This window comes from Bacteroidia bacterium, assembly GCA_020852255.1.
Taxonomy (GTDB): Bacteria; Bacteroidota; Bacteroidia; order JADZBD01; family JADZBD01; genus JADZBD01.
Map to the genome: position 1 here is coordinate 56912 of JADZBD010000007.1, position 12111 is coordinate 69022.

The following is a 12111-nucleotide window of genomic DNA, read 5'->3' on the forward strand; positions in this document are numbered from 1 at the left end:
TCTACTGATTAGACCAACTGAGAGGACAGAAGGTTGCCTGTGGTGCATAAAAAAATGATAAAGTGGGACATTTAAAGGGTAAGGCACTGACATACAATAATATATAATGATAATACCCCTTACATATATTATCATTGGCGCAACTATCCTGGTTTCTGTTAAGGCACTCTCCGACAGAAGTCTGCAGTACCGGTTCATGCTGATTCCCTCACAGATGAGCGGGGGAAATGGGATGTATCGCCTCTTTTCGCATGCATTGGTTCATGCCGATTATTTCCATCTTTTCTTCAATATGTTCGCGCTTTTTATGTTCGGACGCAATGCCGATGCCGGAGGTGCGGGAGTAGAGATGAATTACGCGCTATACTTCGGAGTGTGGAAAGGTGCGCTGTTTTATTTACTTCTGTATGTGGGAGGAATTATGGTTTCAGCGTTTCCTTCCTACGAAAAGCATAAGCGCAATACCGGGTACATGTCGCTCGGAGCATCTGGAGCAGTAAGCGCCGTTGTTTTTTCCTACATCGTGATGGACCCTCTCGCCGGCTTCGGTCTTCTGTTTATTCCGGTGAGCATCCCTGCCTGGATATTCGGTGCGGCTTACCTGGCCTACAGCTGGTACCGTGCAGGAAGGTCGGCCGATCATATTGATCATTACGCCCACTTTTGGGGTTCCGTATACGGCCTTATCTTTACCATCCTGATCCGCCCCTCGTTTGCTGCAGAATTTGTGGAAGCGATCGGATCTTATTTCGGATATGGATTCTAAAGCAATTTTTCTGGACCGCGACGGGGTAGTGAACCGTGAAAGGAGTTTTACCTGGAAATTGGAGGATTTTGAAATTCTGCCAGGTTTTGTGCCTGCCTTAAAAATATGGCAGGCAAAGGGCTACCGCTTTATTATTGTTTCCAACCAAAGCGGGATCGCCAAGGGGCTGTACCGGCAGGAAGATACGGAGTTGCTTCATTCCCATTTGGTGAAGGAAATGGCCGCCGAGGGTATTGAATTTGACGAGATCTATTACTGCGTACACCATCCCGACGTGTCTGCATGTATCTGCCGGAAGCCGGATTCTCTTTTTATCGAAAAGGCACTCAGCCGGTTCAGACTCAAGGCTTCGGCCTGTTATTTTATCGGAGACAAGGACCGTGACGTTGAAGCCGCCCGAAAGGCGGGTGTTACAGGAATACTTATTGAGGCGAATCGTTCCCTGTTGGAAATAATTCAATTAATTGACTAATTTGCAGGCAGTTTATGTCGCTTGTGTTTCAGGTAAACTATAACGGGAATCTTCTTTCCGCTGATTCTCCGGTCCTGCGAGCCGATAACCGCTCCTTCCGGTACGGCGATGGCGTATTTGAGACTATCCGGCATGCCAATGGAAAGCCCCAGTTCCTGGCGCACCATGTGGCCCGCCTGAAATCTTCTCTGGAAGTGTTGCACATCTCTTTTCCGCCGGCACTCGAAGAAAGCTCACTTCGGTCCATGATCGTGGAGCTTTCCGCCCGGAATGCTGTAGAGAGGGGAGGAAGAATACGGCTTACCGTTTTCCGTAAGGAAGGAGGGTATTATACTCCCGATTCTAATGAAGGGTGTTTTCTTCTTGAGTGTGACCCCATTGACGAGTCGAACTACAACCTTAACCCGGCCGGACTTGTTGTGGACATCTTTCCGGATTTTAAGAAGCAGGTGAATAAACTTTCTTCGATAAAGAGCAATAATGCCCAGGTGCCTGTACTTGCTGCACTCTACAAGAAACAAAATGAGCTGGATGATTGTATCATTCTGAATTCCAATTTCAGTATAGCGGAGGCTATCAACGCTAACGTTTTCGCCGTTAAGAACGGCGTGCTGTATACTCCGCCTATTGCCGATGGCTGTGTCGACGGCATAATGCGCAAACAGGTGATTCATGTGGCTAAGCAAAACAGGATTTCTGTATATGAAGTCTCCCTGGCTATGAACGTATTGTTGAATTCGGACGAGCTGTTCCTGACGAACGTCGTAAGTGGCATCAGCTGGATCTCGGCTTATAAAGCCAAGCGATTCACCAACACCATGAGTAAAATGCTGGTCGAGAAGCTGAACGAAAGCCTCGAGTGATCAGTTAAGTGATGGATCTTCCGGAAGGTCGGCCACAACAGCAAAATCCTTCCCCATCCTGCGCAGTACTTTTTTCCAGAGATCATCGGGAGGAGTTTCAAAGAGATCTGAAGGTCCGCCGCGTGCAACGATCCAGGAGTTGATCTCCAGTTCTTTATCCAACTGCCCGCTATCCCAACCCGAATAACCAACAAAGAAGCGAACGTTGCCGGCATGAAGTTCTCCCCGGGCAAGCAATTTCTTCACCTCCTCATAATCTCCTCCCCAGAATAATCCGTGGGTTATCTCCAGTGCTCCCTTGATCCGGCCGCCCAGGCTATGAATAAAAAAAAGGTTGTCTTTCTGCACCGGCCCGCCCAGCAGCAAAGGGTGATCAAATTCCGGAAAATCTGTTATGGCTTCGTGTGGCTTCACTTCCAGTTCCTTGTTCAGAACAAACCCCACCGTTCCTTTTTCATCGTGTTCCGTAATCAATACCACCGTTCGGCGGAAGTTGGGGTCCATCATGAACGGCTCCGAAACCAGAAACATTCCCCTGGCAGGCTTTTCATTTCCGAATATCTTATCGAAGAGCATTGAAGAACCGGTTTGTTTGCGGCGAATATCGAAACATTCAGTTTCTCCTGCCAGCTCTGCATGTGTTTTTTATTTTATTTTTTAAAACAGAAAGAGCATGAAAATCAGGCAGATGCAATGTATGATGGCTTTATTTACCTTTGTACGCATGGAGGATCTGAGAGCCTATATCAATAAGTTGCGTCACGATTTCGGGAAAAGGGAGTTAACCGAGGAAATGGCAGGGAATGATCCCCTCGCACTTTTTTCAAGATGGTTCCATGAAGCGGTGGAAGGAAATATCCCCGAACCGAATGCCATGGTGTTGTCTACTTCAGGTGCAGCGGATTTTCCGGGTGGACGTATTGTGCTCCTCCGAAATTTCGGGGATGAGGGTTTTGTGTTCTATACGAATTACAATTCCCGTAAGAGTGAAGAACTGAAACAGAACCCGCGGGCCTCGCTCTTATTTTTCTGGCCCCACCACGAACGACAGGTCAGAATAAAGGGAACCGTTTCACAACAAACTGAAGCGGAAAGCGATGTCTATTTCCGGTCGCGGCCCAGAGAATCACAAATCGGCGCCTGGATTTCGGAACAAAGCAAGCCGGTTGAATCTCGGGAGGATCTTTACAGCGCATTCATGGACTTTGACCGTAAGTACGAGGGAAAAGAAATTCCACGACCTCCTTTTTGGGGAGGTTTCATTGTAAAACCTGTGTATTATGAATTCTGGCAGGGACGACCCGGACGCTTACACGACCGTATCACGTTTTCTTTTTCGGAGCCTGTATGGCAAAGGCTCCGGTTGGCTCCCTGATTACTTGTTGCCGAACAACCACCAGGCAATGGCGGCTGCCGCAATAACTCCCACGGCGAGTCCAACGATCTTCCACACGCTCCAGGGGCGTTCACCCTGGACTTCTCCGGTACGGCCATTCACCATGAACCGGTACACTTTATCATTGTAGCGGAACGCACTGATCCATATCGGCAGCAGAATATGCTTAAAAGTGATGTTGCTGTAAGTGGTATTCACGGTAAGTACCTGTTGGTGATCACCGCCTATATCGCGGCGACAGGTATTCCGGATCTCATCGGTCATTCGAACTTTCGCCTTGTCAAATCCCGCACGTACATCTACCTGGTAGGTTTCAGCCCGGAACCCTGACAGGAACCGGTCGTCATAACCGGCAAGGTTGGCAAGGTCCCAGGGTTCAAGTGCGTTTGCATAATTCTCAGGCAAGGATTTGCTGGCCAGAACCAGCACATCGTCAAACTCATTGCTGACATGCCCTGCGCAGGGAGTCCACCGGATCTTTGTTACCGTGCGCGTTCGGGAAACCGATTTTCCGTTTTCAATTGTGGTATATGATTCTGTAGTTGTGTAATTCATTCCGCGCATTCCTGTGTACGCTGATGCTGTGTCTGAATCATACGTCCAGTACGGAAGATACATTCCCGCAAGTTTGTCGGCATTCTGCGCATACTTCTTCAAGTCGCCCGGAGTAAACCAAAGGCCGTCCACCCATTTACGGAAGGCTTCCATGCCTTTCTTACTATCAATGCTAAAAGGAAGTACATATTTAGGCCGGATAATGGAGCAGGTGCTGGCATTTTTGATCACCAGAGAGTTTCCGCAGAACGGACATTCATCGGAACTTACGTTCGGTTGAAGCGTAGTGGTGGCCCCGCAGCCCTCGCATTTAACAGCAGATACCTCCTGTTTATCGGAAGCCGCAACATTATTTTCTGACAGAAACTTTTCAAAGTCAATTTCCTCCTGGTCCACTTCCTGAGAGGCTACAGGGGAGGTAATTTCGTTTTCTGCACCGCAGTAATCGCATTTCAGGTGATTGGTTCCTGGTGCAAATTTCAGTACGGCGCCGCAATCACGGCACTTGGTCTCATTACTGACCTGTTGAACGGTTTCTTCCATAATGTGGTTTGATCAGATCATCCTGCGGGAGGAGGGGGTGGGGGGGGTACCTGATTGAAAACAGCAGCCAGTTCCGGAACCTGTTCTGCCGGGAGCCAGCCTGACATGCCGGCTTTCCATACCAATGATTCTTTTTTGAATTGTCCGGCCGTAGCAGCCTGGCCAAGCTGTTCCATTGTGAATGGTCCTGATTGCTGCCCGTTCACCGCTACAAAAAACTGAAGCACCGGCGGAGGAGGTGGCATATTGGTGTTCTGTTGTTGCTGGGGATTCATCATGCCTCCCATCACATTCGCCATCATATTTCCCATGCCGAATCCCATGCCCATTCCCATGGCACCGCCCATGGCGCCCTGGTTCTGTGCCGCCGTCTCAATGCTCTTGGCGGCTTTCATTTGCGCAAGTTTGTTGATGTCAATTTTGCTCAGACGGCTCAACTCGAATATTTCTTTCTTGAGTTCCTCCGGCATGCTCACGTTTTCTACTGAAAGATCTGTCACCTTGAGCCCGTAGGTATCAAACCGGTTGCCCACCTTAGATTGTACCAGATCGGAAAGTTCATTAACGCTTCCGGCAATTTTTTCGATGGGAATACCGCTCTCACCAAGGGCATCGGTGATCTCCCGAACTACCCAGGTGCGTAATTGTTCCTGGATCTTTGCAGTGTCAAAATCCGGATTCGTGCCAGCAATTTCACGGAAAAACTTTGGCCCGTCGTCTACTTTCATTGAATAATTACCGAACGCGCGGAATTCCACGAAGCCAAAGCGCTGATCCTCCAGAGTAATCGGGTTTTTAGTTCCCCATTTTAAATTTGGAAAATTCTTCTTGCTCACAAAGTAGACATCCGCCTTGAACGGAGAGTTGAAACCATATTTCCATCCCCGCAACGTGGTCATGATGGGCATGTTCTGTGTGGTGAGAGTGTGCATCCCCGGTTCAAACACGTCGGCGATCTTCCCTTCATTCAGAAATAATGCCACCTGCGATTCACGTACCGTCAGTTTCGCCCCCATTTTGATCTCGTCCTGGTAACGGGGAAATTTCCAGATCATCGTATCCTGAGTGTTGTCAACCCATTCGATGATGTCAATAAATTCACCTTTAATTTTGTCAAAGAGTCCCATGCCTAGGTTTTTAGTTTTTCCGGCCCTGAAGTTACACCTTGTGCCACTGAAAACCTACGTTTATACCTTGAAATCTGTCTACGGAGCTAGTTTTTTTTACGGAATATTGCAGCATGGATAAACGCCGCATTGCAGTTGTAGGAGGAGGTGCAGCTGGCTTTTTCGGAGCATTGCAGATAATTGAAAATGAGCCGAATATAGAGGTAACGATTTATGAAGCAGGTCAGCGGCTTCTCAATAAGGTCCGGGTCAGCGGAGGGGGTAGATGCAATGTAACCCACCAGTGTACGGACCCTTCTCTTCTGGTCGACTATTATCCGAGAGGAAACAAGGAATTACGGCAGGTTTTTTCAAGATTCTGCGTCGAGGACCTGGTGAACTGGTTCGAAAAAAAGGGAGTGCGCCTTCACACAGAGCCTGACGGCAGAATGTTTCCGGCTACCAACCAGTCTCAAACCATTGTCAATTTTTTTCTCGATGCGGCCGGGAAGTCGGGAATCCGGGTGCGGAGGGAATTTAAAGTGGTGCGCATCGGGAAGGAGAATGGAATGTTCCAAATTTACTCACAGGGAGGAGAAGTGGAAAATGCAGATAGGGTTTTATTCACAACGGGGGGCAACACCACGCCGGCACATTTTGATGTCCTGCGAAATCTTGGGGTGAGCATAGTGGAGCCCGTACCGTCATTGTTTACATTTAATATTCCGGATCGGGGCTTGAATAGCCTAATGGGCGTTACGGTTCCGGAAGCAATCATTTCTCTGCCTGAACCGGGATTGGAAGCCGCCGGCCCACTGCTTGTTACTCATTGGGGTCTGTCAGGTCCGGCGGTACTGAAGCTATCCGCCTCCGCCGCCCGCATCCTGAGTGCCTGTAACTATCGCTGTTCGGTTCACGTTCGCTGGACGGATAGCATATTGCTCGAGGAGCGAATAGCTTCAGGGGCGGGAACTCAGATGAAGAATATTATTACCGGTCTGCCTTCCCGGTTGTGGGAGTACCTTCTGAAGCGGACTGCGATAGACCCTTTAAAACGGGCTGCTGATTTAAGTAAGGCAGACAAAAGTGTGCTGCGAAATGTCATAGAAAGGGATGAATACATGATGGAAGGAAAGACCACATTTAGGGAAGAATTTGTTACCTGCGGAGGGGTCTCATTGAAAGAGGTAAATATGAAAACAATGGAAAGCCGCCAGGTGCCCGGGCTATTCTTCGCCGGGGAGGTACTGGATATTGACGGGTTTACCGGAGGGTTTAATTTCCAGGCGGCCTGGAGTACAGCCTATGTAGCCGCTATGGGTGTTATTAGCTCAAAATCAGTAAATTTGCCCTGATCAAAAACATTCACATGACCAGGAAAATTATTTTCTTGATGCTCGTTTCCCTGTTCCTCACCCCGGCTCTGGTGCAGGCACAGAAAAAGGGCTTCCTGAAAACGGCTTCAGATAAGCGCGATTTTGACGAAGCGGAGTTGCTTTTCATGAACGGTGATTATGATAATGCGCTCAAGACCTACGAAAAAATGGAGCGGAATTACCCCAACGAACCCTATTTGATCTATAAGGTAGGGTGTTGCAATGTTTTTGTCGACGGAGGATTTACAAAGGCCATCGAAAACCTGAGCAAACTGGACCGAAAGAAATTCAGAAAAACGGACCTGCTCTATTATCTGGGAAGGGCCTATCATCTTGATTACCGCTTTGAGGAGGCGATAGCACTCTTGAATGAATACAGGCAGAGTAAATGGGCCTCGGCTAAGTTGAAGTTGGATGCTGAACGTGTTATTAAATATTGCCAGAACGGGATAGAGTTGATGAAGAATCCAGGGAAGGCAACGGTAAAAAACTTGGAAGGACCATTGAATACATCCGGCAGCGAGTATGTGCCGGTGCTTAATATGGAGGAGAACATCATGTATTTTACCTACCGGGGAGAAAAATCCGTAGGTGGCAAGCAGGTGGTGCCGGATGTTCCTGACGAAAACGGAGATTATTTCGAGGACATTTTTACCTCCCGCAAAACAGCTGACGGATGGACAAGCCCTGAACCTTTGTCCGATTCTGTAAATACCACAGGTCACGATGCAAATATTTCGCTCTCAGCAGACGGACTGAAACTTTTTATGTTCATGAATCCTTCCCATGATCCCGGACAGATCGCTTACACATTTAAGGACTCTACAGGATGGATCCGTCCCCGCTTGTTGAAGGGTGATATTGAGAGCGGCGCCTGGGAAGGAAGTGTGTGTCTTTCTTTTGACGAAAAAATGCTATTCTTTGCTTCCGAACGCAGCGGAGGCGAAGGTAAAAAGGATATCTATATCGCTTTCAAGGATGCCGGCGATAAATGGAATAAAGTAAAAGGCCTGGGAAAAACTATTAATACGGAAGCAGATGAAGATGCGCCATTTCTTCATCCGAACGGACTTTTCCTCATATTCGCTTCCAACGGAAGAAACAGCATGGGCGGATATGATCTTTTTTATTCCGAGATGACTGCGGACAGCAACTGGTCAGAGCCTGTAAACCTTGGCTATCCCATCAATACTCCTGGAGATGATATTTACTTTCATCTTTCCCTTAGCGGAAAACGCGGCTATTACTCGTCCGACCGTAAGGGCGGATATGGTAAACAGGATCTCTACCTGATTGAGAACCCCTTTGATAAGAAATTTGCTGTACAGGTGGTGCAAGGTGTGGTAACTGTGGATGATCTTCCGGCGCAGGTAGAAGTTCTGGTGTATAATTCCAGCACAGGCGCTTTGGTGAAAACACTGCTCTCCGATCCCACCACCGGCCGGTATTTCATTTACCTACCCCGCGGTGCTAAATATGAGGTGAAGTTCAAGTACAAGGATCTGATCTCCGACAAGAATTATCTGAATACGATAGAAATCCAGGATTACACGGAAACCAATTGGCCAATCAAACTGTACACGGAGGAATACCGGAAGAGAATGCTTCAAAAGCAGGACAGCATAATGACGGTTTCTGATACGATTGTGGAAAAGACACTGAACTTCCAGGAGGTGCTCATTCTGTATGGCGACAAAAGTGCTGAAGGACTGGTATTCAAGGTTCAGGTAGGAGCCTTCAGTAATGCAAAGAATTTCGACAAAAAGCAGGCTTCCAGGCTCGGCAAGGTGGAGAATACGGTGCTGTCCGACGGAATTACCCGTTTCACTGTGGGTACCTTCAATACGCTGAACAAAGCACAAAATTTTAAAAGCAAAGCGGTAAAGGCAGGCATAGACGATGCCTTTATTACGGCTATTTATAAAGGAGAAAGAGTCTACCTGAAGCAGATTGTGCATCTGCTTTCCGGTCAGAAGTAACGAGAAGGTCTGTGATGAAAGTGTATTTCGACAACGCAGCAACCACTCCCATGGATCCGGAAGTGGTAGAAGCCATGATCCCGTTTATGAAGGAGCATTTCGGGAATCCTTCTTCCATTCACAGCTTCGGAAGACAAACACGGGCTGCCATTGAAAACGCCAGAAAAACCGTGGCCAGATTTCTTCACGTTTCCCCGGGAGAAATCTTTTTTACTTCCGGTGGTACGGAATCCAACAACATGGCCATTCAGTGTGCAGTTCGCGACCTGGGCGTGGATACCATTATTACTTCTCCGATCGAGCATCATGCGGTACTCCATACTATTGAAGTGCTTGTGGAAGAAGGAAAAGTGCGCGTTAAAATGCTGCGCCTCGACCCGAAAGGATTTATCGATCTCGCCCACCTGGAGGAGTTGCTGAAAGAAGGAGGAAAGATACTGGTCTCCCTTATGCATGCCAACAACGAGATCGGAAATTTGCTGCCCCTGAAGAAAGTTTCAGAGCTGTGCAGCAAGTTTGAGGCATTCTTTCATACTGATACGGTGCAGACCATGGGTCATTATACCTTTAACCTGAATGAGGTACCAGTTGATTTCCTGAGCTGTGCCGCCCATAAATTTCACGGCCCCAAGGGAGTCGGATTCATTTATATCAACAGCCGGATAAAAGTTCATCCTTTTATTCACGGCGGGTCTCAGGAACGAAATATGCGGGGGGGCACAGAAAATCTTACAGGAATAATTGGCCTGGCCAAAGCAATGGAAGTGGCATATGGTCATCTTAATGAGCACCAGGCTCATGTGCAGGAACTCAAATCCTATATGATCCTGAAACTGAAGGAACAGATTCCTGGTGTGAATTTCAACGGTGATCCGGAAGGCTCCTCTCTTTATACGGTACTGAATGTGCAGTTACCTTCTACCCCTAATGCTGAAATGCTGATTTTTAATCTGGATATTGCCGGCGTGGCCTGTTCGGGAGGAAGTGCATGCACTTCCGGAAGCAACGTGGGCTCACATGTACTGCGTGGGATTCATTCGGATATGAACAGACCCTCGATTCGTTTCTCTTTCTCAAAATTTAATACCAGGGACGAGGTAGACTACGTCGTGGAAAAGCTCAGAAAGTCTCTTGGTGTGCCGGTAGAATCCCGTTAACGAATCACAATTAGTTTTTCTGTCTGCCCCCACGTTGTCCGTACACTATATATTCCGGCAGGAAGTCCGGTGAGATCAATCCGTACATCACCGGCAGCAGCACACAATTGCTCCAGTACGATACGTCCTGTGCCGTCCATGATCTGAACAGTTCCTTTCTGACTGCAAGAGCTAACAATTAGATAATCGCTGGCCGGATTTGGAAAGATAAAAAGAGGCGCGATGACATTTTCAGCAGAGCCTCCGTTGAAATCAACCAGCGGAAGCGTGATGTATGAATAATCAGTGCTGTTCATATAGATGCTGTTGCTCGCAATAAGAGGATTTACCAGCGTATCGAGACTCGGACCCGGATACATGGCACCTCCTGTATTCATATTTCTGTTGAACCGGGGATAGTTCGAGGAAGTAATGTCTACACGGATCTTATGCCCGGCAAGGAAGGTAATCGCCGTATGGGGCAGATCAACAAGGATGTCGTAGATGGTACCCGGATTCATTACCGCGGTGTCAGCAGCCATGTACCCGTTCCGAAATCTCATGCGGAATATGCCATCGTGAATAAGCATGCTCCTTCCGTCTGGATATACATCCGTCAGGCGAACCGAAAAATCAGTATCTAGCCGGTCCGACGATACTTTCATCCGGACTTGTGGTTTTCCTTTCAGGATCACATCTGCACCAAGGGGTGCTGTGGTAAAAGTGAGAATGTCGCTCCTGGATTCAACCAGCGGAACCTGATCAAACGGGCCCTGATCAAGATCCGCGCGAAGGGTAGTACCGCCAATGGTGGGAGAAGGATCGGTAGGGTCATACAAAAAAGAGGCATCACCCGTTGCGCTAACAGGAGAGATATTATCCAGGCCACCGCCCGGATGAAAATACAGATTGATATTATTCATTCCGGTGGGAGGCCAGGTCGTTGAAGAATTCCAGACATTACTTCCCATCTGGTAATACTGAATAAAGGGAGTGCTGTTCCAATTGTTGGGAATGGCGCGCAGGTGATAATCGTAAAACAACAGAGCCAGTGAGTCATTCCACCAGGCTGCATTGGGATAAGACAATTGCCCCTGGTTCGGACTTCCTACCTGTGCGGGTCCGTATCCGCCGTGTACCCAGGGTCCCATCAGCAGACGATGCTGGTTCTGTACGTTTGCAGGAGAGTTACTGCGGATTCCGTTAAAAAAATCAATCATTACATCAATGGTATGATCATACCATCCGCCGATCATAAACGTCGGAATCCGTATACTGTCAGGGTAGAAATTCGTCATCTCGGATACCTGCCAGAGTATATTGTATACCGGATTTGCCAGCAGTGTCGCTGACATTCCAAAGCCCAGACCATCCAGTTGTTCAACATACTCTGTTCGAATGGATCCTCCGGGAAAATACTCGAGATAACTGTATTGCGGTCCGGCCACGAGCGGAACCATACAGTCAAGGGAGGGAGGATTTTTCTTCGCAGTCATAAACTGGACCCTCCCTAATGCGGAAGGACCCCAGGTACCTATTTTTCCGTTGCACCAGGCACGGGTGTTCACCCATTCGATCACGTCATAACCATCGTTGCCGCGGGCAGGACAGTTCAGGTAATAGGCCGCCTGCGAGCCGTAGAAACCCCGCCAGTCAACGATTACGAATGCGTAATTGCTGTTGTTCAGGTTCATTCCAACACCAAGTGGAAGTCCGATGACCTGGTAGGCCAAACGGTTATAAGGAGTCTGAATAACAATCACCGGTCCACTGGTCCAACCGGAGGGAAGATAAATGCTGCAGGCGAGCTTACGGTTATCGGCCGTGGGAACAGAATCAAAAATGGGGCTAAGCTGGGCAGTGAGGGAACCGCCCAACAATAATAAAAACAAGAGTGATCTCATGACCATAAGACGCAC

11 protein-coding genes are annotated in these 12111 nt (G+C 48.2%); 7 read left to right on the forward strand and 4 right to left on the reverse strand.

The annotated features are described in order from the left end of the window. Positions 1-106: 106 nt before the first annotated feature. The 3 genes from IT233_04885 to IT233_04895 are packed head-to-tail and all read left to right on the forward strand — an operon-like array spanning position 107 to position 2101. Positions 107-766, forward strand: coding sequence for a rhomboid family intramembrane serine protease (locus IT233_04885; protein MCC7301955.1), 660 nt, complete (start codon positions 107-109; stop codon positions 764-766). Beyond that, positions 756-1238, forward strand: a complete 483-nt coding sequence (locus IT233_04890; protein MCC7301956.1) for an HAD family hydrolase — start codon at positions 756-758, stop codon at positions 1236-1238. Before IT233_04885 ends, IT233_04890 begins: the two co-directional genes overlap by 11 nt. A 14-nt stretch (positions 1239-1252) precedes the next feature. Further along, positions 1253-2101 carry an aminotransferase class IV family protein gene (locus tag IT233_04895; protein MCC7301957.1) on the forward strand — a complete coding sequence of 283 codons (849 nt, stop codon included), beginning with the start codon at positions 1253-1255 and terminating at the stop codon, positions 2099-2101. Here IT233_04895 and IT233_04900 read toward each other — a convergent pair whose 3' ends face one another. Further along, a complete protein-coding gene (locus tag IT233_04900; protein ID MCC7301958.1) occupies positions 2102-2677 on the reverse strand; it encodes a YqgE/AlgH family protein in 576 nt (191 codons plus the stop codon). Positions 2678-2834: 157 nt separating this feature from the next. Between IT233_04900 and pdxH the strand changes: the two genes are divergently transcribed. Further along, positions 2835-3476: a pyridoxamine 5'-phosphate oxidase gene (gene pdxH, locus IT233_04905; protein MCC7301959.1), complete on the forward strand. Its 642-nt coding sequence runs from the start codon at positions 2835-2837 to the stop codon at positions 3474-3476. On the opposite strand, the gene IT233_04910 is transcribed toward pdxH, so the two are convergent. Then, entirely contained in the window at positions 3477-4595 is a 1119-nt protein-coding gene (locus IT233_04910; protein MCC7301960.1) for a hypothetical protein, read from the reverse strand. A 17-nt stretch (positions 4596-4612) separates the two neighbouring features. Beyond that, positions 4613-5722, reverse strand: a complete 1110-nt coding sequence (locus tag IT233_04915) for an SPFH domain-containing protein (GenBank protein MCC7301961.1) — start codon at positions 5720-5722, stop codon at positions 4613-4615. A gap of 113 nt (positions 5723-5835) precedes the next feature. Between IT233_04915 and IT233_04920 the strand changes: the two genes are divergently transcribed. From IT233_04920 to IT233_04930, 3 genes are read left to right on the forward strand one after another with little or no spacing between them, the layout of a single operon-like run. Continuing rightward, entirely contained in the window at positions 5836-7056 is a 1221-nt protein-coding gene (locus IT233_04920) for an NAD(P)/FAD-dependent oxidoreductase (GenBank protein MCC7301962.1), read from the forward strand. Between the two features lie 14 nt (positions 7057-7070). Next, entirely contained in the window at positions 7071-9056 is a 1986-nt protein-coding gene (locus tag IT233_04925; protein MCC7301963.1) for a PD40 domain-containing protein, read from the forward strand. A gap of 14 nt (positions 9057-9070) precedes the next feature. Beyond that, positions 9071-10213, forward strand: a complete 1143-nt coding sequence (locus IT233_04930; protein ID MCC7301964.1) for a cysteine desulfurase — start codon at positions 9071-9073, stop codon at positions 10211-10213. Here the strand turns inward: IT233_04930 and IT233_04935 are convergent. Next, positions 10210-12096, reverse strand: a complete 1887-nt coding sequence (locus IT233_04935; protein MCC7301965.1) for a CocE/NonD family hydrolase — start codon at positions 12094-12096, stop codon at positions 10210-10212. The genes IT233_04930 and IT233_04935 overlap by 4 nt on opposite strands. Positions 12097-12111 lie beyond the last annotated feature (15 nt).